This is a genomic window from Bradyrhizobium paxllaeri, from assembly GCF_001693515.2.
Classification (GTDB): domain Bacteria; phylum Pseudomonadota; class Alphaproteobacteria; order Rhizobiales; family Xanthobacteraceae; genus Bradyrhizobium; species Bradyrhizobium paxllaeri.
Map to the genome: position 1 here is coordinate 337,938 of NZ_CP042968.1, position 20,778 is coordinate 358,715.

Annotated in this window: 20 protein-coding genes; 11 read left to right on the forward strand and 9 right to left on the reverse strand. The window is 63.5% G+C overall.

The genetic code is table 11. The features are described 5' to 3' along the window. Window positions 1-9: 9 nt before the first annotated feature. The 3 genes from LMTR21_RS01575 to LMTR21_RS01585 are packed head-to-tail and all read right to left on the reverse strand — an operon-like array spanning window position 10 to window position 3,209. Window positions 10-1,569 carry an MDR family MFS transporter gene (locus LMTR21_RS01575; RefSeq protein ID WP_065750488.1) on the reverse strand — a complete coding sequence of 520 codons (1,560 nt, stop codon included), beginning with the start codon at window positions 1,567-1,569 and terminating at the stop codon, window positions 10-12. 4 nt (window positions 1,570-1,573) lie between these two features. Further along, window positions 1,574-2,737, reverse strand: coding sequence for an HlyD family secretion protein (locus LMTR21_RS01580; protein WP_065750489.1), 1,164 nt, complete (start codon window positions 2,735-2,737; stop codon window positions 1,574-1,576). Then, window positions 2,730-3,209 (reverse strand): MarR family winged helix-turn-helix transcriptional regulator, encoded by a 480-nt coding sequence (locus LMTR21_RS01585; RefSeq protein ID WP_065750490.1) that lies wholly within the window; start codon window positions 3,207-3,209, stop codon window positions 2,730-2,732. The genes LMTR21_RS01580 and LMTR21_RS01585 overlap by 8 nt, the downstream gene beginning before the upstream one ends. A gap of 156 nt (window positions 3,210-3,365) precedes the next feature. Here LMTR21_RS01585 and LMTR21_RS01590 point away from each other — a divergent pair, with 156 nt between their 5' ends. Together LMTR21_RS01590 and LMTR21_RS01595 are read left to right on the forward strand one after the other, a co-directional pair. Next, a complete protein-coding gene (locus LMTR21_RS01590) occupies window positions 3,366-3,851 on the forward strand; it encodes a Fur family transcriptional regulator (RefSeq protein ID WP_065750491.1) in 486 nt (161 codons plus the stop codon). 32 nt (window positions 3,852-3,883) lie between these two features. Beyond that, window positions 3,884-4,822, forward strand: coding sequence for a DMT family transporter (locus tag LMTR21_RS01595; RefSeq protein ID WP_065750492.1), 939 nt, complete (start codon window positions 3,884-3,886; stop codon window positions 4,820-4,822). A gap of 105 nt (window positions 4,823-4,927) precedes the next feature. Here the strand turns inward: LMTR21_RS01595 and LMTR21_RS01600 are convergent, their stop codons facing one another. Further along, window positions 4,928-5,803 carry a sulfurtransferase gene (locus tag LMTR21_RS01600; RefSeq protein WP_065750493.1) on the reverse strand — a complete coding sequence of 292 codons (876 nt, stop codon included), beginning with the start codon at window positions 5,801-5,803 and terminating at the stop codon, window positions 4,928-4,930. Between the two features lie 265 nt (window positions 5,804-6,068). On the opposite strand from LMTR21_RS01600, the gene ispG reads away from it, so the two are divergent. The 3 genes from ispG (at window position 6,069) to LMTR21_RS01615 (ending at window position 9,980) form a co-directional block, all read left to right on the forward strand. Further along, window positions 6,069-7,355 (forward strand): flavodoxin-dependent (E)-4-hydroxy-3-methylbut-2-enyl-diphosphate synthase, encoded by a 1,287-nt coding sequence (gene ispG / locus LMTR21_RS01605; protein WP_065750494.1) that lies wholly within the window; start codon window positions 6,069-6,071, stop codon window positions 7,353-7,355. A gap of 223 nt (window positions 7,356-7,578) precedes the next feature. After that, window positions 7,579-8,472 carry a TauD/TfdA dioxygenase family protein gene (locus LMTR21_RS01610; protein ID WP_065750495.1) on the forward strand — a complete coding sequence of 298 codons (894 nt, stop codon included), beginning with the start codon at window positions 7,579-7,581 and terminating at the stop codon, window positions 8,470-8,472. Window positions 8,473-8,639: 167 nt separating this feature from the next. Next, complete coding sequence (locus tag LMTR21_RS01615) at window positions 8,640-9,980, forward strand: Rieske 2Fe-2S domain-containing protein (protein WP_065750496.1); 1,341 nt, start codon at window positions 8,640-8,642, stop codon at window positions 9,978-9,980. 103 nt (window positions 9,981-10,083) lie between these two features. Here the strand turns inward: LMTR21_RS01615 and LMTR21_RS01620 are convergent, their stop codons facing one another. Next, window positions 10,084-10,458 carry a nuclear transport factor 2 family protein gene (locus LMTR21_RS01620; protein ID WP_065750497.1) on the reverse strand — a complete coding sequence of 125 codons (375 nt, stop codon included), beginning with the start codon at window positions 10,456-10,458 and terminating at the stop codon, window positions 10,084-10,086. A gap of 328 nt (window positions 10,459-10,786) precedes the next feature. Here LMTR21_RS01620 and LMTR21_RS01625 point away from each other — a divergent pair, with 328 nt between their 5' ends. After that, on the forward strand, window positions 10,787-12,553 hold the full coding sequence (locus tag LMTR21_RS01625; protein WP_084030378.1) for a caspase family protein: 1,767 nt from the start codon (window positions 10,787-10,789) through the stop codon (window positions 12,551-12,553). Window positions 12,554-12,833: 280 nt separating this feature from the next. Here LMTR21_RS01625 and LMTR21_RS01630 read toward each other — a convergent pair whose 3' ends face one another. Both LMTR21_RS01630 and LMTR21_RS01635 read right to left on the reverse strand, forming a co-directional pair. Beyond that, on the reverse strand, window positions 12,834-13,514 hold the full coding sequence (locus LMTR21_RS01630) for a DUF1345 domain-containing protein (RefSeq protein WP_065750498.1): 681 nt from the start codon (window positions 13,512-13,514) through the stop codon (window positions 12,834-12,836). Window positions 13,515-13,534: 20 nt separating this feature from the next. Next, complete coding sequence (locus LMTR21_RS01635; protein WP_065750563.1) at window positions 13,535-14,455, reverse strand: polyprenyl synthetase family protein; 921 nt, start codon at window positions 14,453-14,455, stop codon at window positions 13,535-13,537. 177 nt (window positions 14,456-14,632) lie between these two features. On the opposite strand from LMTR21_RS01635, the gene mtgA reads away from it, so the two are divergent. The 3 genes from mtgA to LMTR21_RS01650 all read left to right on the forward strand — a co-directional run bounded on the left by mtgA (window position 14,633) and on the right by LMTR21_RS01650 (window position 16,511). After that, window positions 14,633-15,310: a monofunctional biosynthetic peptidoglycan transglycosylase gene (mtgA, locus tag LMTR21_RS01640; protein ID WP_065750499.1), complete on the forward strand. Its 678-nt coding sequence runs from the start codon at window positions 14,633-14,635 to the stop codon at window positions 15,308-15,310. A gap of 153 nt (window positions 15,311-15,463) precedes the next feature. Further along, window positions 15,464-15,646 carry a 50S ribosomal protein L32 gene (rpmF, locus tag LMTR21_RS01645; RefSeq protein WP_024509484.1) on the forward strand — a complete coding sequence of 61 codons (183 nt, stop codon included), beginning with the start codon at window positions 15,464-15,466 and terminating at the stop codon, window positions 15,644-15,646. 136 nt (window positions 15,647-15,782) lie between these two features. Continuing rightward, window positions 15,783-16,511 carry a hypothetical protein gene (locus LMTR21_RS01650; RefSeq protein WP_065750500.1) on the forward strand — a complete coding sequence of 243 codons (729 nt, stop codon included), beginning with the start codon at window positions 15,783-15,785 and terminating at the stop codon, window positions 16,509-16,511. Between the two features lie 11 nt (window positions 16,512-16,522). On the opposite strand, the gene LMTR21_RS01655 is transcribed toward LMTR21_RS01650, so the two are convergent. Beyond that, entirely contained in the window at window positions 16,523-16,810 is a 288-nt protein-coding gene (locus tag LMTR21_RS01655) for a hypothetical protein (RefSeq protein ID WP_246175003.1), read from the reverse strand. Window positions 16,811-17,041: 231 nt separating this feature from the next. Between LMTR21_RS01655 and LMTR21_RS01660 the strand changes: the two genes are divergently transcribed. Further along, window positions 17,042-18,733 carry a putative bifunctional diguanylate cyclase/phosphodiesterase gene (locus LMTR21_RS01660; RefSeq protein WP_065750501.1) on the forward strand — a complete coding sequence of 564 codons (1,692 nt, stop codon included), beginning with the start codon at window positions 17,042-17,044 and terminating at the stop codon, window positions 18,731-18,733. A gap of 171 nt (window positions 18,734-18,904) precedes the next feature. Next, complete coding sequence (locus tag LMTR21_RS01665) at window positions 18,905-19,879, forward strand: Bug family tripartite tricarboxylate transporter substrate binding protein (RefSeq protein WP_065750565.1); 975 nt, start codon at window positions 18,905-18,907, stop codon at window positions 19,877-19,879. A 63-nt stretch (window positions 19,880-19,942) separates the two neighbouring features. Here the strand turns inward: LMTR21_RS01665 and phaR are convergent, their stop codons facing one another. After that, window positions 19,943-20,542 (reverse strand): polyhydroxyalkanoate synthesis repressor PhaR, encoded by a 600-nt coding sequence (phaR, locus tag LMTR21_RS01670; protein ID WP_065750502.1) that lies wholly within the window; start codon window positions 20,540-20,542, stop codon window positions 19,943-19,945. Window positions 20,543-20,778 lie beyond the last annotated feature (236 nt).

Here is a 20,778-nt window from a genome sequence, read left to right on the forward strand (position 1 = left end):
CGCGGCGCGCTACTCCATCACGGCATGGTCAGGCGCGGCCGATTGCTGGCGCAGGGTGGCCTTGGTCGAACCGATCATGATGGCGAGCGGGATCGCGCAGGCGGTGAAGATCATCACCAACTGGTAGTCGTGCGAGAATGCGATGATCTGCGCCTGCACCTTGACCATCATGTCGGCCATGGCGCGGCCGGTGTCGGTCGCGAGATCGATCATGCCGCGCACGTTCGGCATCTGCAGCGCGTGATTGAACGGGTTGATGTGCTCGGACAGGACCGCGTAGGTGTAGCGCGTGCCCTGTGTCAGCTGCGCGATCACCAGTGAGATCCCGATCGAGCTGGCGACATTGCGCATCAGGGTCAGCATCGAGGTGCCGTCGGTGCGCAGATGATTGGGCAGCGTCAGGAACGCTACCGTGGACAGCGGCACGAAGACGAGACCAAAACCAAAGCCCTGCACCACGCTGATGATGACGATCTCGGTCGCGCCGGTCTGGTCGGTCCAGCCTGTCATGTAGTATAGCGACAGGCAGGTGATGCCAAGGCCCGACACGATCAGCGTTCGCGCCTCGATATGGTTCATCATGCGGCCGACCAGCATCATCGCCACGAACGTGCCGCAGCCGCGGCTCGCCAGCAGAAGCCCGGCGGTGATGATCGGATATCCGATCACGTTCTGCAGGAACGGCGACGACAGCGCCATGGTGGAGAACAGCACCAGTCCCATCACCGCCATGAACACGCATCCGGCGACGAAGTTCTTGTCCTTGAACAGCGCGAACTGGATGAACGGATGCTGCGTCGTCAGCGAATGCGCCAGGAAATAGTAGAAGCCGATGCCGGCGACGATGAATTCGGCGATGATCTCGTTGGATTCCAGCCAGCCGAGCTGCTCGCCGCGGTCGAGTGCGAGCTGCAGCGCGCCGATCGCGATCGCCAATGCGGTGAACCCGAACCAGTCGAAGCGCAGCCCAAGATCCTTCTTCGTCTCGTCCATGAAGATGATAAGGCCGAGCACGGTGATGACGCCGAACGGCAGGTTGACGAAGAACACCCAGTGCCAGGAATAGGTCTCGGTCAGCCAGGCGCCGAGCGAGGGACCCATGATCGGGCCCATCATCACGCCCATGCCCCAGATCGCCATCGCCTTGGCGCGTTCGTGCAGCGCGTAGGAATCGAGCATCACCGCCTGCGACAGCGGCACCAGGGCTGCGCCGAACACGCCCTGCAGCAGGCGAAACACCACCATCTGGGTGATATCCTGCGCCAGTCCGCACATCACGGACGCAAGGGTGAAGCCGGCCGAGCAGATGATAAAGATGCTCTTTCGGCCGAAGCGGTTGGCGATCCACCCGACCGGCGCGGTCATGATCGCGGCGGCGACGATGTAGGAGGTCAGCACCCAGTTGATCTGGTCCTGCGATGCCGACAGCGTGCCCTGCATGTAGGGCAGCGCGACATTGGCGATCGTCGTGTCCAGCGCCTGCATGATGGTCGCCGTCATGGCGCAGATCGTCACCATGTTCCGGCGCAGGCCGGGAATGGATGCCGATGGCTGGCCCGGCGTTGCCATGGCGCTAATCGTGGTCCTGGTTGGCCACCGCGGGCGACAGGCCAAGCAGCGCCGACAGCGACCGGCTATGCTTGGTATCGATGGTGGCGTAGACGCTCATGCCGGCTTTCAGCTTGCGGACGAACTTGTCGTTCTTGTCGAAATAGATCCGCACCGGCACACGCTGCACCACCTTGACGAAATTGCCCGACGCATTTTGCGGCGGCAGGATCGCGAATTGCGCGCCGGTGCCGGGCGAGAGCGAGCCGACCGTGCCCTTGAACGGATGGTTCGGAAAGGCGTCGACCTCCAGCGTGACGGACTGCCCGACCGCGACATAGGTGAAATCGGATTCCTTCGGGTTGGCGTCGACCCAGGGGTTAGAGGTGTCGATGATGCTGAACACCGGCGTACCGGCGGTGACGAAGCGGCCGAGCTGAATCTGCTCGACCTGGGTGGCAACGCCCGGCATCGGCGCGCGCATCACCGTGTGGTCGAGATTGCGCTGGGCCTGGTCGAGCGCCGCCTTGGCCTGGGCATAGGGCGGGAATTCCGCGAGCGGCAGGTCTGGATTGCCGAGCAGTTGCGCCTTGGCCGTCGCGATCTTCTGCTGCAGCAGCTGATACTGCGCGCTCGCGGTGACGAGGGCGGTCGATGCATTGTCGAGGTCGAGCTGCGAGCCGAAATTATTCTTCACCAGCGAAGACTTGCGTTCGACATCGCGCCGCTTCAGCTCCATGCCCTGTTGCGACAGCTCGCTCATCTGGCTGTAGATCTTGAGGTCCGCGATCAGATTGTCGTAGGTGACGTTGGCTTGCGCGAGGTTGGCCTTGGCCTGCGCGACGGCGAGGCGGAACGGCACTGGATCGAACTCGAACAGCACGTCGCCGGGATTGACCTGCTGGCCCTCCTTCACCACGACCTTCTCGATCTTGCCGGAGATGTCGGGCGTGATCAGAACCTTTTGCGCGCCGACATAGGCGTCGTCGGTGGTCACGTAGCGGCCGCCGTTGAGGTAGAACGTCACGCCGGCCACCAGCGCGACCAGCGGCAGCACCACGAGCAGCAGGAAGCGGCGATAGCGGCGCAGGCCGGCCAGCAGCCGGCGGCGCGGCTCAGCCGCAAGCTTCGGCCGCGTTGTGGGAGCGCCCTTCTGCTCGGGCGGAAATTTGAGCACGGGATCAGCCATAACGCTGCTCCTTTCGCGGAGGTTCGTTCGCAGGATGCTGGATCGCGTTGCGGACGTTCTCCTTGATCAGGTCGAGTTGGTCGAGCAGGCGGTGCGCATCGGCGGGGTTGATGCCGTCGAGCGCGGTCGCCGTCAGTTCGGAGCGCAGTCCGGCAAGCTTGCCGAGCAGCGGGCGCGCGGCCTTGCGCAGATAGAGGCGGTTGACGCGGCGGTCGTTCTCGTCGCCGCGGCGCTCGATCCAGCCATTGTCGCAGAGCTTGTCGATCAGCCGCGTCAGCGTGATCGGCTGCATCTCCATCTGTTCGGCGAGTTCCGATTGCTTCAGGCCCTCGGTCCGTTCGACCTTGGCCAGAACCGCCCATTGCGCGCGGGTGATGCCGTAGCGTGCGGCCTGCCGATCGGCATAGGCGCGCATCATCCGCTGCACCTCGCCGAGCGTAAACAGGAAATTCATGTCCACCGAACCGCGCATCGCCCTCAGCCTCCATAAGCTAGCGATATAATAAGCTTGCTTATGAATTTCGCATGCCGAGTTAAAGATGGCCTGACCCGCTTCCAGCACATGGCTGGGAACCAATAGGCGGCCGGGCTTTTGGATTGGCGGGCAGAGGTGCTACAAAAGGTTAAGATGACCCTGACAAAGCCAACGTTTCCCGCGCCGGACCACGATCACGGCCGCTGCACTGCGGAAGCGATCGCCCATGCCGAGCAGGTTTGCGCGCGGCGGGCGCAGAAATTCACCCCGATCCGCCGCCAGGTGCTGCAGGCGCTGCTGTCGAGCCACCGCCCACTCGGCGCCTATGAGGTGATCGACGAACTGGCCAAATCGATGCCGCGCCCGGCGCCGATCACGGTCTACCGCGCGCTCGATTTCCTGATGGAGAACGGCCTCGTCCATCGGATCGAAAGCCGCAACGCGTTCCTCGCCTGTGCGCATGACCATGACGAGACCTCGATGGTGGCATTTTTGATCTGCGAACTCTGCGGCTCCGTCGGCGAAATTCCGGCAGCCCCCGTAGCGCAAAGCCTCAACGCGGCGGCGCGCGCGTCAGGTTTCGCCCCAAAGCTTTCCGTCGTCGAGATCGCCGGCACCTGCGCCCATTGCCAGAAATAAAGAACACGGCGGCAAGCCGGTCACGAGGATAGATGTCGTCCAAGCCATTAGAACCTTCCACCGGGCGTGCGCTCACCCCGGGCGCGATCGCCTTGATGCTGATGCTGTGCCTGAGCTGGGGGTTCAATCAGATCGCGGTCAAGCTCGCGCTGCCCGATGTGCCGCCGATGATGCAGGCGCTGATCCGTTCCGCCGGCGCTCTGCCGGTCATGCTGTTCGCCGGATGGCTGCGCGGCGTAAAATTCTTCGAGCGCGACGGCTCGCTGTGGCCCGGCCTCTTGGCCGGCACATTGTTCGGGATCGAATTCGTGCTGATCTTCACGGGGCTGGTATTCACCTCGGCGTCGCGCGCCGCCGTGTTCCTCTACACCGCGCCATTCTTCGTCGCGCTGGGCTCCTACCAGTTTCTCGGCGAGCGGTTGAGCATGCTGCAATGGAGTGGGTTGGGCCTCAGCTTTGCCGGCGTCGCGCTGGCGATCGGTGTGCCGCAGGCAAACGTCGATGCAAAAGTGCTGCTGGGCGATCTGCTGGTGGTAGGCGGCGGCGCGCTGTGGGGCGCGACCACGCTGATTGCGAAAGGCACGAAGCTTCGTAACGCCGCGCCTGAGAAGGCGCTCAGCTATCAGGCGGCTGTGTCGATTCCGATCCTCGGCGCCGCATCGCTGCTGTTCGGCGAGGAGATCACGCACATGCCGAGCGCGTTGTCGATTTCGCTCCTGGCCTATCAGGCGATCTGGGTGGTGGGATGCACCTTCGTGCTATGGTTTGCACTGGTGAAGACCTACTCGGCGAGCAAGCTCTCGTCATTTACATTCTTCACGCCGCTGTTCGGCGTCGTCGCCGCCTATTTCATCCTGCACGACACGCTGACGATCGCGTTCGGCGTCGCGGCGCTGCTGGTCATCGCAGGGCTTTATCTTGTCAACAAGCCCGATCCGAAGGTGGTGCCGGATCCGAACGTGCCGGCGTAGTGCTTCCGGCGTCATTGCGAGGAGCGTAGCGACGAAGCAATCCATGCTTCAGCGCGAGTGGAGAGATGGATTGCTTCGCTTCGCTCGCAATGACGGGGAGAGAGTCTACCCCGTCTCGATCGGCAGCGACGCATCCTTGGCCCATTCGCCCATCGAGCCGTCGTAGAGGGTGAGGTTGTCGTAGCCAAGCCGGTGCAGCAGAAACAGATCGACCGTCGCCGAGATGCCGCCGCCGCAATAGGCGACCACACGCTTGTCTTTCGTGATCCCCTGCGCCTTGAATTTGGCTTCAGCCTCGGCGAGCGGCACGAAGGCCTTGGTTTTGGGATCGAGCAGCGTCGCGGCCGAGACGTTGCAACTGCCGGGCACGCGGCCGGGCCGGCCGTAGCGGCTGGGCTCCAATCCCCTGTGAAACTGCGGGCCGAGGGCGTTGACGACGACGGTGCCATGCTCGGACGTTGCGGCAAGCGTTTCGTGCTTGTCGACGAAAAATCCGTCCTTCGGTTCGGCGATGAACGTCGCCGGCTTATATCCCTTCGCAGGCCCCGTATCGAGCGGACGTCCCTCGAATTTCCATTTGTCGAGGCCGCCGTCGAGCACAGATACGTTCTCGAAGCCCAGCGATGTGAGCATCCACCAGAACCGCGTCGCCCACATCGGGGTGCCGAGGCTGTACAGCACCACGCAGCTGTCATTGGATACGCCGTGACGGCCGAACGCGGCCTCAAGCTGCGCCACGTCAGGCATCATGAAGCGAAGCTCGGTAGTGGCGTCGGAAAATTCGCCCTGCAGATCGAGAAAGTCCGCACCGGGAATGTGCCCGGCTTCGAAGGTGTGCCGCCCGGGGACGGTGAGATAGGGCTGGCTGGAGCCTTCGGGCGCGGGTTCGAGATAGGTGGTGCAGTCGAACAGGCGCAAATTCGGCCGGTCCAGGATATCAGCGAGTTCCGCCGTCGAGATGAGCCCGTTATGCCCCGACATGGATGGCCTCCCGTTATTTTAGGCTGATGCTAGAGCCTGCATCGGGCTATGAAAAGGCGGCCGGGAGGGATGCCCGCCCTTTCAATTCGGCGATTCCTGTCCAATATAGCGGTTAACGGAAGACGAGGTCTTTTGCCCTGCTGCCGGCCGCCGCGATCGCCATAAGCCATTGAAGATACAAGACAAAAATCAAAGTGTGACGAGGCGCACAGCGCTTTCGGCGCCCACTTGGTGATTGTCACCAAAACCTGATATTCGAGGCCCCATGAACAAGCCCGAAATAATCCCGCAAGACGACGTCGCAGGCCCCAAGGCCCGGCATAAAACCACCCAGGTCATGGTCGGCAATGTTGCCGTCGGCGGGGGGGGGCCGATCGTCGTGCAGTCGATGACCAATACCGACACCGCCGACGTCGATGGCACGATCGCGCAGGTCGCGGCGCTGTCGCGCGCCGGATCGGAAATGGTGCGCATCACCGTCGATCGCGAGGAGGCGGCTGCCGCCGTCCCGCATATCCGTGACGGCCTGCGCAAGCGCGGCATCACCACGCCTTTGATCGGCGACTTCCACTATATCGGTCACAAGCTGCTCGCCGAATATCCGGCCTGTGCCGAGGCGCTCGACAAGTACCGCATCAATCCCGGCAATGTCGGCTTCAAGAACAAGCGCGACAGCCAGTTCGCCGACATCATCGAGATCGCCAACAAGAACAACAAGGCGGTCCGTATCGGCGCCAACTGGGGTTCGCTCGATCAGGAGCTGCTGACCAAGCTGATGGACGAGAACACGGCCTCGCCAAACCCGCGCGATGCACGCGCGGTGACCCGCGAAGCCATGGTGCAGTCAGCATTGCTTTCCGCGGCGCGGGCGCAAGAGCTCGGCATGCCCAAGAACAAGATGATTCTTTCGGCGAAGGTTTCCGCCGTGCAGGACCTGATCGCGGTCTACCAGACGCTCGCCGCGCGCTCGGACTACGCGATCCATCTCGGCCTCACCGAAGCCGGCATGGGCTCGAAGGGCATCGTGGCCTCGTCCGCCGCGCTCGGCATCCTCCTGCAGGACGGCATCGGCGACACCATCCGCATTTCGCTGACGCCCGAACCCGGCGGCGATCGTACCCTTGAGGTGCAGGTCGCGCAGGAATTGCTGCAGACCATGGGCTTCCGCACCTTCGTGCCGCTGGTTGCGGCATGCCCGGGCTGCGGCCGCACCACCTCGACCACGTTCCAGGAGCTGGCGCGCTCGATTCAGGACTTCATCCGCGACGAGATGCCGACCTGGAAGACGCAATATCCCGGCGTCGAGCAGCTCAACGTCGCTGTCATGGGCTGCATCGTCAACGGCCCCGGCGAATCCAAGCACGCCAATATCGGCATCTCGCTGCCCGGCACCGGCGAAGCCCCGGCCGCGCCGGTGTTCGTAGACGGCAAGAAGTTCCGCACCCTGCGCGGCCCGACCATTGCCGCCGATTTCAAGGCGCTGGTGATCGATTATATCGACCAGCGTTATGGCGCGGGTGCCAAGACGCCGGAAACGACCGCGGCGGAGTAAGATTTCTCCGTCGTCCCCGCCTAGTGCGCAATTGCGCACGGGGCGCGGGGACCCATAACCACAGGGTTTCGTGGTTATGCCGGGTTGTGGCTCCAGCCTCCGTAACAATGAACTCCTGTGGTTATGGGTCCCGGCGTCCGCCGGGACGACGTCGCGGAGAGATTGCGCTTCGCCCCACCTCGGTTACGATGCGTCTCAATCAAAAACGATTGGGAGATCGCCCATGTCCTCGCTGTCCGGCAAACAAGGCCCGCGCTACCGCCATCTCGCCGACGACAGCGATCCCTACGAGACCATTGCGGTTGAAAAACTGACGCCGATCATCGGCGCGGAAATCTCCGGCGTCGACATCGGCAAGCTCGTCTCGAACGACGCGCGCTCCAATCGCCAGATGGACGAGATCCATCGCGCGCTCGCCGAGAATCTCGTGATCTTCTTTCGTGACCAGCATATCAGCTCCGACCAACATCTCGCCTTTGGCCGCAAGTTCGGCGAACTGCACGTGCATCCGGCGGCGCCCAACGAGGGCGATCCGGCGCTGATGAAGATCTACGCCGACAAGGATTCGCCGCGCGCCAATGGCGAGGGCTGGCACTCGGATGTGTCCTGCGACCTCGAACCGCCGATGGGCTCGATCCTCTACATCAAGCAATGCCCGCCGCGCGGCGGCGATACGCTGTTCGCCAACATGTATGCGGCCTATGAGGCGCTGTCGGAGAAGATGAAGACCTATCTCGACGGGCTCACCGCGCTGCACGACGGCGAGCAGACCTATCGCGGGCTCTACGCCAATTACGGCGTCGCCGATCGTCCCGAATATCCGCGCGCCGAACATCCGGTCGTACGAACCCATCCGGTCACCGGCAAGAAAGCGCTCTACGTCAACCGCGGCTTCACCCGCCACATTATCGGTGTCCCCCGCGACGAGAGCGACGCCATGCTGGCCTATCTCTACCAGCACGCGGAAAACCCGCTGTTCCAGTGCCGCTTCCGCTGGACCGAAAACGCTATCGCCTTCTGGGACAACCGCTGCGCCCAGCACCGCGCGATGTGGGACTACTGGCCGCATACGCGTTCAGGCACGCGGGTGACGGTGAAGGGGGAGAGGCCGGTGTAATTTTCGTAGGGTGGGCAAAGCGCAGCGTGCCCACCATTTCACGCCATGACTCGTTGATCGATGGTGGGCACGCTGCGCTTTGCCCACCCTACTGCTGCATTCGCGTTGACGCCTAGCCGCGTCTGCGTCAAGCTCCGCCAAAAGCAAAAACATCCGGAGGACGCCCGATGCTCCGCGCCGAAGACAACAAATTCCTCACCGAGAGCGGTGCAGGCACCGGCATGGGCGAATTGCTGCGGCGATTCTGGATTCCCGTACTACTTTCCGAAGAGCTGTCCGAGCCCGACGGCACGCCGAAGAAGATCGTCGTCATGGGCGAGGAGTTGCTTGCCTTCCGAGATACGCGCGGCGTGGTCGGGGTCATCGATCAATATTGCCCGCATCGCGGCGCCAATCTCTGGCTCGGCCGCAATGAGGAATGCGGCATCCGCTGCGTCTATCACGGCTGGAAGTTCGATACCGACGGCCGTTGCGTCGACATGCCGACGTCCTACCCGGATCTCAACGCCAAGGACTTGATCCGCATCAAGTCCTATCCGGCGCGCGAATGGGGCGACATGATATGGGCGTATATGGGCCCGGCGGACCAGATGCCGGAATTGCCTGATCTGGAAATGGCGCTGGTGCCGCCGTCGCACCGCTACGTCACCAAGAAATGGCAGGACTGCAACTGGGTGCAGGCGCTGGAAGGCTCGATCGACACCGCGCATTTCACCTTCGCGCATCTTTCCTTCGAGAAGGAAGAGAACGAAATCCTCGACATCAAGAAGCATTTTGTGAACCCGCTGACGCGGGTGGCGACCGACCACATGCGATGGATCGCCGAAGATCCGCGCCCGGTGATCAAGATCAATCCGCACGAGGCCGGCCTGACGGTCGCGGGCGGGCGGCTGACCGGATCAGACAATATCTACTGGCGTATCGCCCAGTTCCTGATGCCGGTGCACGCCTATGCGCCAAGCTCGATGCCCGGCGAGAATATTTTCGGTCAGAGTTTTGTGCCGGTGACGGACACCAATTGCTGGATCTACACCTATGCGTGGAATCCGGAACGTCCGCTGACGCAGGCCGAACGCGATGGCTATGATCGCGGCAACGGCGTCATGGCCGTGGTCGACGAGAATTATGTGCCGCTGCGCAACAAGTCGAACGACTACCTGATCGATCGCAAGCTGCAGAAGACCTCCAGCTACACCGGCATCAAGGGCGTCTCCGAGCAGGATGCCGCCGTGCAGGACAGCCAGGGCCCGATCGCCGACCGCGCCCGCGAACATCTCGGCCCGACCGATCTCGGCATCATGCATTTCCGCAAGCTTGTCATGGATGCCGCCCGCGCGCTGCAAAAGGGAGAAGCGCCGCCGCACCTGAAACATCAGGACCGCTACGCCGTGCGCTCCGGTGCCTGCGTCACCAGCAAGGCGAAGGACCTCACCGCGGTCATGATCGAGCGGTTCGGCGATGCGGCAGGCTTCGTCGGCGGTCCCGGCAGGAACGCGGCGGCGGAATAGGGGCCTGTCGACAAGAGCCGACCGTTGCTATCGCTCCCTTGCGCAAACGCTTCGCGTTTGGCGCAGGCAATGATGGCTCTACACCGCGATCTTCCGATACGGATTACTCGCGCAGATCGTAGCGGTAGGATTTCGAGACGATCTTCCAGCCGTCGCGCAGTTTCATCGCCACCAGATAGTCGGTGAAATAACGCGGCGGCAATTGGCAGCGCACCTTGATGAAGGCGGTCTGGTCGTCCGAGCGGTCGATGGTGACGATGAAGTCCTCGCGCGGCTTGCCTTCAGCCTTGGCAGACGGACGCTTGCGCACGCGATCGAGCCAGTCCGGCACGGTCAAAACCTGCAGCTCGCCTTTTTCAAGCCAGCGCAGGTCGGCGGTCGCGTCGAAGATCGCGCCGAGCCTTTCGGCGTCGCCCTCATACAGGCCGTCGAAATAATGCTGCACGACGGCTTCGACGGTCGATCGGTCAGGATTCACGGATTTCCTCCCGGAATAACAGAAATTGTTCGGGGTGAATTAAGCCATGAACCGGCAGATTGCGCTATTGAGAAAAGGCGAACGCTCGCATCGCTGCGGCAGAAGGGATTTGTCCCATGAGGCTGCCGCCGGGTGCCGCCCGATCCGGGAACCCCGGCAGAAATGGCGTCGGCAGTGGCCGAACCTTGCGGCCCGGTCGTCTGACTAAGGAAATAATGAGGACACGTTTCACGTTGGCGTGGTTCGTGACTTAACTCACAAAGCCGGGCCGCGGCTTCTGGTAGGCAGGCCGGTGTGGTAAAAAGAGCGTAGCTCCGGAACAAGTGTTATGAAGAAATCTGGATCGCTGAAACTGCTTCAATGGGCCGCTGCAGCGGCCACCCTCCTGTTCGTGAGCGGACCGGCCCTTGCCGAAAAGCGCGTGGCGCTGGTGCTGGGCAACTCCAGCTACCAGAATGTCGCACCGCTCGCCAATCCCGTTAACGACAGCAGCAAGATGGCCGCGACGCTGAAAGACGCCGGCTTCGATGTCGTCGATTCCCGCCGCGACCTGGCGGCGGCCGAGACCCGCCGCGCGCTGCGCGACTTTGCTGACCGGGCGCGCGATGCCGATATCGCGGTGGTCTATTATGCCGGTCACGGCATCGAGGTGGACGGCGCGAACTACCTGATTCCGGTCGATGCACGGCTGGAACGCGACACCGACGTTTATGACGAGGCTTTCTCGCTCGATCGTATCCTGATCGCGATCGAGCCGGCCAAGAAGCTGCGGCTCGTGATTCTCGACGCCTGCCGCGACAACCCGTTCTCCCGCACCATGAAGCGCACCGTTGCGTCGCGCGCGATCGGGCAGGGCCTTGCCAAGGTCGAGCCGACCAGCCCGAACGTCCTGATCGCCTATTCGGCCAAGGCCGGATCGACCGCAGCCGACGGCGATGGCAACAACAGCCCGTTCACCGCGGCGCTGTCGCATCATCTGACCAAGCCCGGCCTCGACGTGCGCCGCGCGTTCGGCTTCGTCCGCGACGAGGTGCTGAAGACCACCAACAACCGGCAGGAACCGTTTGTGTATGGCTCGCTCGGCGGTGAAGACGTGCCGCTGGTGCCGGCTCGCCCGGCGCCCGCCGCGGCGGCGCCTGCGCCGGCCCTGAACGCACAGGCCGAAGTCCGCCGCGATTACGAGCTGGCGCTACAGATCGGCAACAAGAGCGCGCTCAACGCCTTCCTTGCGCAGTATCCCGACGGCTTCTATTCGAGCCTCGCCAAGCTTCAGCTCGACAAGATCGCCGCCGAGGAGACGCGCGTCGCGGCAACCGAAAAAGCCCGGCTGGCCGAACAGGAGCGGGCGCGGCTCGCTGCCGAAGGCGCGCGGAAGTCGCAACAGGCCAAGGCCGAGGCGGAAGCCAAGGCCGCCGAGCAGGCGCGCATCGCGGCCGAGAAGGCCAAGCAGGTGGCGCAGGATCAGGCTGCCGCGGCCGAACAGAAGCGCGTCGCCGCCGAAAGCGCCGCCGCGGACAAGGCTGCGGCCGACAAGGACAAGCCGATGGACGTGGCGGCGCTTACGCCGGCCACGCAGCAGCCTGACGTTACCAAGTCAGTGCAGGCCGAACTGCGCCGCGTCGGTTGCCTCTCCGGCAACGCCGACGGCAACTGGAATAACGCCTCGCAGCGGTCGCTGACGCAGTTCAACCGCTACGCGGGAACCAAGCTCGACACCAAGGTCGCCAGCGTCGACACGCTCGATACGATCAAGTTGAAGTCGTCGCGGGTGTGCCCGCTGGTCTGCGAGCATGGTTTCAAGGCCGAGGGCGAGCGCTGCACCAAGATCGTCTGTGTCGAGGGTTCGTACCTCAACGACGACAATGAATGCGAGAAGCGCCGCGCCAGGCCGGTCGCCAAGCGCGACAGGCCGGAAACAAGACGGGATCGGGATCCGGAAGTACGGCAAGCTCGTCAGCCCAGGCAAGCTATTGTCACGCGTTCTCAAGGACCGACTGGTGCAGGGATGTCGTCTTCAGGTCGTCCGCTTACCGGCCAGGAACGTGCGACGGGTTGCCACTCCTTCGGCGCCATCATGTCAGGCGTGTGCCCGTAGAGCCTTTTCGAGCGGCACCGGTTCGCGTCAAGAAAAGGCGCCAAAACACGCATCTCAAGCCCGGGGCTGATTCAATCAGAGCCGGCCTCAAGAGCGGGAGGGATCAGGCCAGGCCGTGACAACGGACCGTCTCGCGCCGCGGCCGCAGGCGGCGTGAGCCCAGCGGACCGGGGCCCGTTCTACTTTGCATGGGGTTGTTTTCGATATTTTGTATCTGCATCGTTTCCCTGTCCTGACGACGGGGCCTTCCGGCCCGGTTCGAGGCCGGGACGGCAGAGACTCAGATCGCGCTCGCCGCGATATTCACCATCAAGGCCAGCAGCGCCGTGTTGAACACGAACGAAATGATGCCGTGCACCGTCGCGGTGCGGCGGATCACCCGGTCGGTAATGCCGACATCGGAAACCTGCGCGGTCATGCCGATCACGAACGAGAAGTAGACGAAGTCCCAATAGTCGGCCTCGGCAGGCTTCTCGCCGCTCGGAAACTGCAGGCCGCCGGGCTTGCTCCCGCGGTAGAATTCGTGCGCGTAGTGCAGCGAGAAGGCGGTGTGAACGATCGCCCATGACAGCGCGATCGTCACCATGGCCAGGATCAGCCCGGGCGTGCTGCCCTTCGAGGCGCCGAGCTCGAACACGATGGCGGCAAGGCTCGCGAAAGCGCCGAGTGCGGTCAACAGCAGCAGCAGGAAACGGCCGTCGTCCTGCAGCACCGCGCTGCGCCTGATATGGCCGGTGTCACAGCGCAGCATCATGATGTAGGCGAGCACGAGGTAGAGCGCGGCAAACACATCCCAGCCGACGATGAGACGTGTCGCCAGCCGACGCGTGTCGGGCAGCAGGAAGAAGACGGCGATGCCGAGCGCGATCGCGAGGAAGGTGCGCGGTCGCCCATAGATGACGCGGACCGGCAGCGGCAGGTTTCGGAACCGAACAAGGTGATCTTCGAATTCCCTGCTCATCCGTTGCCTTTGGTTGCGCGCTAGTTCTTGCGCTCCGCGACGAAGCGCGCGGCGGCCCGCAACACGTCGCCCTTGGCGCCGAACACCGACAACGCCGAATCCGCTCGCGCCAGGAGGTCCCGCACGCGCTGCTTGGCGCCTTCGATGCCGAGCTGCGTTACAAAAGTGGTCTTGCCGAGCGCCGCGTCGGCGCCGGCCGGCTTGCCGAGCGCTGCGGCATCGCCCTCGACGTCGAGCAAATCGTCGGCGATCTGGAAGGCCTCGCCCAGCGCGCGGCCGTAATCGTCGAGCGCCTGGTATTCCTTTTGCGAGGACTGGCCGAGGATCGCGCCGGCGATGCAGCCGTAGCGCAACAGCGCGCCGGTCTTCATCTGCTGCAGCCGCGCCACGTCGACCGGTTCCCGATCGCCGAACCGGCCTTCGCCGGCGAGGTCGAGGATCTGGCCGCCGACCATGCCGCCGATGCCGGAGGCGCGCGCCAGCGCCCGCGTCAAAAGCAGGCGCACCGTGGCGTCCTTGTGGATCTCGTCGCGGGTGACGATGTCGAAGGCCAGCGTCAGCAACCCGTCGCCGGCGAGGATCGCGGTGGCGTCGTCGGTCTTCTTGTGCAGCGTCGGCCGGCCCCGGCGCAAATCGCTGTTGTCCATCGCCGGTAGATCGTCATGGATCAGGGAATAGCAGTGGATGCATTCCAGGGCAGCGCCGACCAAAAGGCCCGCCTCACGCGGGACGCCGAACACGGCCGAGCTTTCGACCACCAGAAAGGGCCGCAGCCGCTTGCCGCCGCCGAGGCTGGAATAGCGCATCGCGTCCATCAGCCGCTTCGGCCGGGCGATCTCGTCGGGTAACAGCGTATCGGACAGCAGCTTCGCCAGCAGCGCTTCGGTATCCTCGGCGGTCTGGTCCAGTCGTTTGGCAAAATCGGCAGTGGCGGTGGTCATTAAGAATAGCTCCAGATCAAATTTGGCCCGGACAATCGTTGATGCCAGAGGCTTCGTCAATTCCATGACTTCCGTCACAAAAGCGCTGGAAAACTCCCGAAATATCATGGAGATGTCACTTGGGTGGGGCCTGTTCACCGGTCCTGGACGGCTTGGTCTGAACCGGAAGCATCCGATTTGCGCATTGTCCGAATTTTAGTGCTGATCCTGCTGGCGGTGCTGCTGCTGCCCTATGTGGTGACGCCGTTCTACCGCACCGGCCATCCGGTCTCGACGCTGATGGCCTGGCGCTGGCTCAAGGGCGCGCCGGTAACGCGGCAATGGATCGATTTCAACGCGATGTCGCCCTACCTGCCGCGCTCGGTGGTGGGTTCCGAGGACGCCAGATTCTGCAGCCATCGCGGGGTCGATTGGGGGGCCCTGCAGGACGCGATCGACGATGCGGAGGATGGCGAGCCCACCCGGGGCGGCTCGACCATCACCCAGCAGGTGGCCAAGAATCTGTTCCTGTGGCCGGGCCGCAGCGTGGTCCGCAAGGCGCTGGAACTGCCGCTGGCGATGTGGATCGATCTGGTGCTTCCGAAGCAGCGGATCCTGGAAATCTACCTCAACATCGCTGAACTGGGCCCGTCCGGGCAGTTCGGGGTCGAGGCCGGGTCGAAGTACGCGTTTGGCCGGTCGGCGGTGACGCTTTCGGCACGCGAGGCGGCCTTGCTGGCGGCAATCCTGCCCAATCCGGTCAAGCGCAGCGCCCGGAATCCCGGCCCCGGGGTGCGCCGCCTGGCCGGGACTTACATGGCGCGCGCCAATGCCGTGGCCTTGCAGCGTTGCTGGAGCGAGAATCGTGCCTTCTGAGCCAATTTTCGGCTGTTTTTACCGTAAGGCGGCCTAGCTTTACGCCGTCCGTTCCTCTATAAGCGCGGCCTTATCGGCATCGTAGCCCGTGCACGAAGCGCTGGGCCGTCCGGTTTCGGACGATGCCTCCGACAACACCCCTAGAGGACCGTTATGGCCGTTCCGAGAAGAAAAACATCGCCCTCGCGGCGTGGCATGCGCCGCTCGGCGGACGCGCTGAAGAAGCCGACCTATGTCGAGGACAAGGATTCCGGCGAACTGCGCCGTCCGCACCATCTCGACCTGAAGACCGGCATGTACAAGGGCCGGCAGGTGCTGAAGAAGAAGGAATCCTGACCGGATAGGGGATAAGGCGCCGCTTTCGGCGGCGTCTGCCCGAATTTGGCCAACGAGTGGGCCAACGGTTCCCGAGGGGCGAGGCGGGGTGCTTTGCCCGGGGACATTCCGGTTTTCCTAGCAAGGCGCGATACCCATGGTCGGTTTTCCGCTGCTTCTGATTCCGCTCGCGATCTACAACATCATCGTCTTCCTGATGCCGGAGGTGTCGTTCACCGATCCTCTGGTAAAGGTGACGCTGATGTCGGGCGCGGAGTGGGCGGTGTCGTTGAGCGACGTGCTGCTCACGCTCAGCATTTTGCTGCTGCTTGCCGAAGTCATCAAAGGCGCGCGCCCCGGCGCGAAATATCTGACCGACCACCTGCTGTCACTGATCGTGTTCGGTGCGGCGGCCGCCGAATTCGTGCTGTGGCCGAAGTTCGGCACGTCGACCTACTTCCTGATGACGGCGCTCGCGCTGGTGGATTTCCTCTCCGGCCTCGCCCTGCGGACGCGGCGCCGTGCCGTTGCCGCGGCGCCGGCGCCTGCACCGAAAAGCGCCGAAAAGGTGGAAGCCCCCGTAGCCGAGCCCAAAATCGAGCCGGCGCCGGCAGCAGCACCTGCGCCCGTTGCACCAGCGGCGCCGGCAGCAGCCTCTGTTGCCGAATCCGTGTTGAAGGATCACCCCGAACCGAAACCGGTGCCGCCCGCGCCCACCGTCGCGCCCGAGGCAGCCCCGGTCGTTCCCGAAGTGGTCTCGCCGAAAACGCCTTCCCCGGAAGCCACATCGCACGAGGCCTCATCGCCGGAAGTCCCGTCGCCGGGGCTGCAGCCGGGTCCAGGCCCAACGCCATCCCCGGATAAACCGGACACGCCTCAGCGCTGATTCCCCAGAATCTAGATGGTTTGCCGTGTCCGGAGGCCGGCGCTGCAGCGCCGGATCTGGCTGGCGCCATAGGCGGTCTGTGCGTCGGCCAGCGAGGCCCGGCGCAGGCTGCGGGTTTGCGGCGCCTGATCGGCGGTCGCGATCAACTGCGCAAGGAAGGTCGGATCGGGCCGCGGGATCGCCCGTCTTGGCGACCACTGCACCGGCTGGGTCACTGGCACCAGCTCGACGCAGGGCGGCTCGTCGAGATTGACGAACTCGCCATCCAGGATTTCCTCTGGTCGATCGGCATCCAGCATCGCACACCGCAACCGGCAAAAACTGTCACGTTTTGGGACGTAACGCCCCACTGCGATAGGGACCTCGCAAGGCCTATGCCGCTCCCATCCGATTCGTTCCCGGCTGGCGCGGCAAGTCTGTGAAACATGGTTTCCGGATTATTTATCAACTTCACCTAGCCTCTGTTTCGGAAGAGCCACTATCCTTGCCCCAGGGAATCACCCGGCGGTGTCCCGAATCGAGGCGACCTGATGCTTCCTGTCCCGCAAGCCTCCAGCATCCTCGCCTCGCTAGGCCAGGCGAGCTTCCTCTGGGACCTGATAGCCGACACCCTCACCTGGAGCGACAACGCCGGTGCGGTTTTCACCGACATTCCACCGGAAGCGCTGGCCAGCGGCGCCGGTTTTGCCCGGCTGATCGAGCCTTCCCGCTCGGTCCGGACCGACGCGCTCGCTCAATCGGCGTCGGCGCGGGGCGACGAAGGCGTCCCCTACCGGATCGAATATGGCGTGCGGGCCTCGACCTCCGCGCCCGTGATCTGGATCGAGGAGACCGGTTGCTGGTTTGCCGGCGCCGACGGCAGGCCGGTGCGCGCGCAAGGCATCGTCCGTGTCAACAACGAGCGCCACGCCCGCGACGAGCAGCTCATGCGGCTGTCGCGGCACGATCCGCTGACCGGTGAACTCAATCGCACCCATCTCGTCGCCGCGCTGGCGGAATCGATCGAGGAAGCCATGCGTTTCCGATCGACCTGCGCCTTCATGCTGATCGGCATTGATCATCTGGCGCGCGTCAACGACGCCTTCGGCTTCGACGTCGCAGACGCCGTGATTGCCGAAGTCGGAAAACGCATCCGCGCCAAGCTGCGCGGCGGTGACGTGCTCGGGCGGTTCTCCGGCAACAAGTTCGGGCTGATCCTGAGGAACTGTACCGTCGACGACACCAATATCGCGGCCGAGCGCTTCCTCGCCGGGATCCGCGACGAGGTGATCCCGACCAAATCCGGCCCGGTCTCGGTGACCGCCTCGATCGGTGCGATCACCACCCCGCGCTATGCCCGCAATGCCGACGAGGCCATCAACCGCGCCCAGGAAACGCTCGATGCCGCCAAGCGCCGTCGGGCCGGATCGTTCGCGCTGTGGAAGCCGAACGTCGAGCGCGACGCCCAGCGACGCGTCAACATCCGCGTCACCGACGAGATCGTTACCGCGCTGAACGAGCGGCGGATCGTCACCGCCTTCGAGCCCGTGGTCGAGGCGCGCTCGCGGCAGCCGGCGTTCTACGAATGCCTGGTGCGGATGGAGCAGGCGGATGGGCAGGCGCTGCTGGCGCCCGATATCGTTCCGGTGGCCGAGCGTTTGGGCCTGATCCGGCTGGTCGATCACCGCGTGCTCGAACTCGCGATCGCCGAACTTGCGGCCTCGCCGAACGTGCGGCTCAGCCTCAACATCTCGCCCGACACCACGATGGACCCGGATTGGTGGATGGGTATCGAATCGCTGATGCAAGCCTGTCCCGGCGCCGGCGAGCGGCTGATCGTCGAGATCACCGAAACGGTTGCGATCCAGGATATCGACGATATCAGGGACTTCATCACACGACTGAAGAACTTCGGCAGCCAGATCGCGATCGACGATTTCGGCGCCGGCTACACCTCGTTCCGCAACCTGCGCAAGCTCGGCGTCGATATCGTGAAGATCGACGGCGCCTTCGTGCAGAACATCGCGCGCTCGGCTGACGATCGCGCTTTCGTGCAGACGCTGATCGATCTTGCGCGGCGGCTCGGTATCAAGACTGTTGCCGAATGGGTGCAGGACGAGGAAGCCGCCGTGATACTGCGCGAATGGGGCTGCGACTACATCCAGGGCCGCCTGATCGGCCTTGCCTCGCCGCAGCGGCCGTGGGCCGCATCGCCTGACAAGACGCTGCCGGCCGCAGGCTAGTCTCGCGCCGAACTTTCTTCTCCACATTTCGCGTCGCGCTGCGGAAATTCCGCTGAGCGGACATCGTGTGCCGAAATGTCACCACGTCGGACATCGCCTGAATGGCGTCGTCATGATAGCGCTTGCTCAAGCAAAAAAATATCAACGCGCACCAAGGGCAGGAAAATGACGATGCTGACGCGGCGAACGTTCGTGACTGGATCGGCGGCCCTGATGTGCGCTCCCGCCGTGATCGCGCAGGCCCAGACGGCGTGGCCGGCCAAAACGGTTCGCATCGTCGTGCCGTATCCGGCCGGCGGCCAGACCGACGGCATCGCGCGCGCCTTCGGTGACTATCTGGCGCGGCAGATCAACAAGACCGTCATCGTCGAGAACAAGGCGGGCGCCGGCGGCACCATCGGTGTGACGGAAGCGAAACGCGCCGATCCCGATGGCACCACGATCCTGTGCACGATCTCCTCGTCGCTGATCCAGAATCGCGTGACGGTGAAGGATCTGCCCTACGATCCCGAAAAGGATTTCACCTATCTGACCATGGTCAGCGGCGCCGGTGGTCCTGTTGTCGCGGCCAAGAAAACCGGCGCGACGAATCTCAAGGAGTTCGTCGAATACGCAAAGAAGGCCGGCAGCATCAACTGGGGCTCGTACGGCATCGGTTCGACGCCGCACGTCCTGATCGAGACGATCGCCAAGCAATACGGCATCAAGTTCCAGGTCATCCAGTATCGCGGAGAGGCGCCGATGTGGAATGACATCGCGGGTCAGACGCTCGATGGCGCCGCGGGAAGCTACGCAGCTGCAGCCCCCGTCGTGCAGGCCGGAACGGGCAATCTGATCGGCGTGGTCGGCGCCCGCCTGCCGCCCTATCCGGACACGCCGACGATGACCGAGCAGGGCGCCGTCGGCGACTTCTACGATCTGCGGGCCTTCACCGCCTTCGCGGTGCCCTCGGCGACGCCGAAGGATATCGTCGACAAGATTTCGGCGCTGCTGATCCAGGGTGGGACCGATCCCACGGTCCAGAAGATGCTGACCAACTTCATCTTGTCGTCGCCGGCCGATCTCCAAACGACGAACCGGATATTCAAGCGCGACAGCGAGGTGATGCTCCGCATCCTGCGCGATCTCGGGGTGAAGCCCGAGTAATCGCCCAAACGAAAATGGCCGGGACGAGCCCGGCCATCACAAATTCAGTTTGCGCGAAAAGAACTACTCTTCCTTCTTCGGCTCCTTCGACATGCGCTCGAGGCGGTCCTGCATGTCCTTCATCTGGCGGCGAAGATCGTCGATATTGTCCTCGTCGGGCGCCGGCTCCGGCGCCTTGTCCGGTTCGGACGAGTTCGACCCGCCGCGCGGCGGCACGAACGGCTTGAACATCGAGAAGGTCTGCTGAAACAATTCCATGTTGCGGCGGACATGCTCTTCGAGCGGCGCGAACGGCGTGCCGCTGAACGTGTTGGTGAGCTGCTGGCGGAATTTTTCCTGCTCGCGCGTCAGCGTGTCGATCGATTGTTCCAGATATTTCGGCACCACCATCTGCATGCTGTCGCCGTAGAAGCGGATCAACTGGCGCAGGAAAGTCGTCGGCAACAGATTTTGTCCGGCCTTGTTTTCCTGTTCGAAAATAATTTGCGCCAGCACCTGACGTGTAATGTCGTCGCCGGTCTTGGCGTCATAGACGAGAAAGTCCTCGCCTTCTTTCACCATCGCCGCGAGATCTTCGAGCGTTACATAGGTGCTGGTGCCGGTATTATAGAGCCGCCGGTTGGCGTACTTTTTAATAGTCGTAGGTTGGTCTGACTTTGCCATAAGCTCACACATCGACACCGAGAGCGGGGAACCCGGCAGCTTGGCCGACGGGCAGACGAGCAACGCAAACGCAGCAAAGTAAGCATTTTCAATGCGGCTCGGCTACCGTTTTGTGCGGCACGGTTAATTCCAAGGCATGGACGCTGCTACGGAAACCCCGACCGGGATCATTTTGAATGCGCCGCGACAGGAATTTAGGCCTTGCCGATTGACATGGGTCAACGGGGTTAACAGGA

What these genes read in the sequence shown, in the direction of transcription:
- LMTR21_RS01625 (WP_084030378.1), top strand. Translation starts at nt 10,787, where the DNA reads ATGAAGAAATCTGGATCGCTGAAACTGCTTCAATGGGCCGCTGCAGCG.
- LMTR21_RS01590 (WP_065750491.1), top strand. Translation starts at nt 3,366, where the DNA reads ATGACCCTGACAAAGCCAACGTTTCCCGCGCCGGACCACGATCACGGC.
- ispG (WP_065750494.1), top strand. Translation starts at nt 6,069, where the DNA reads ATGAACAAGCCCGAAATAATCCCGCAAGACGACGTCGCAGGCCCCAAG.
- LMTR21_RS01575 (WP_065750488.1), bottom strand. Translation starts at nt 1,569, where the DNA reads ATGGCAACGCCGGGCCAGCCATCGGCATCCATTCCCGGCCTGCGCCGG.
- LMTR21_RS01655 (WP_246175003.1), bottom strand. Translation starts at nt 16,810, where the DNA reads ATGCTGGATGCCGATCGACCAGAGGAAATCCTGGATGGCGAGTTCGTC.
- LMTR21_RS01630 (WP_065750498.1), bottom strand. Translation starts at nt 13,514, where the DNA reads ATGAGCAGGGAATTCGAAGATCACCTTGTTCGGTTCCGAAACCTGCCG.
- rpmF (WP_024509484.1), top strand. Translation starts at nt 15,464, where the DNA reads ATGGCCGTTCCGAGAAGAAAAACATCGCCCTCGCGGCGTGGCATGCGC.
- LMTR21_RS01610 (WP_065750495.1), top strand. Translation starts at nt 7,579, where the DNA reads ATGTCCTCGCTGTCCGGCAAACAAGGCCCGCGCTACCGCCATCTCGCC.
- LMTR21_RS01580 (WP_065750489.1), bottom strand. Translation starts at nt 2,737, where the DNA reads ATGGCTGATCCCGTGCTCAAATTTCCGCCCGAGCAGAAGGGCGCTCCC.
- LMTR21_RS01650 (WP_065750500.1), top strand. Translation starts at nt 15,783, where the DNA reads ATGGTCGGTTTTCCGCTGCTTCTGATTCCGCTCGCGATCTACAACATC.
- LMTR21_RS01615 (WP_065750496.1), top strand. Translation starts at nt 8,640, where the DNA reads ATGCTCCGCGCCGAAGACAACAAATTCCTCACCGAGAGCGGTGCAGGC.
- LMTR21_RS01635 (WP_065750563.1), bottom strand. Translation starts at nt 14,455, where the DNA reads ATGACCACCGCCACTGCCGATTTTGCCAAACGACTGGACCAGACCGCC.
- LMTR21_RS01585 (WP_065750490.1), bottom strand. Translation starts at nt 3,209, where the DNA reads ATGCGCGGTTCGGTGGACATGAATTTCCTGTTTACGCTCGGCGAGGTG.
- LMTR21_RS01595 (WP_065750492.1), top strand. Translation starts at nt 3,884, where the DNA reads ATGTCGTCCAAGCCATTAGAACCTTCCACCGGGCGTGCGCTCACCCCG.
- LMTR21_RS01665 (WP_065750565.1), top strand. Translation starts at nt 18,905, where the DNA reads ATGCTGACGCGGCGAACGTTCGTGACTGGATCGGCGGCCCTGATGTGC.
- LMTR21_RS01660 (WP_065750501.1), top strand. Translation starts at nt 17,042, where the DNA reads ATGCTTCCTGTCCCGCAAGCCTCCAGCATCCTCGCCTCGCTAGGCCAG.
- phaR (WP_065750502.1), bottom strand. Translation starts at nt 20,542, where the DNA reads ATGGCAAAGTCAGACCAACCTACGACTATTAAAAAGTACGCCAACCGG.
- LMTR21_RS01600 (WP_065750493.1), bottom strand. Translation starts at nt 5,803, where the DNA reads ATGTCGGGGCATAACGGGCTCATCTCGACGGCGGAACTCGCTGATATC.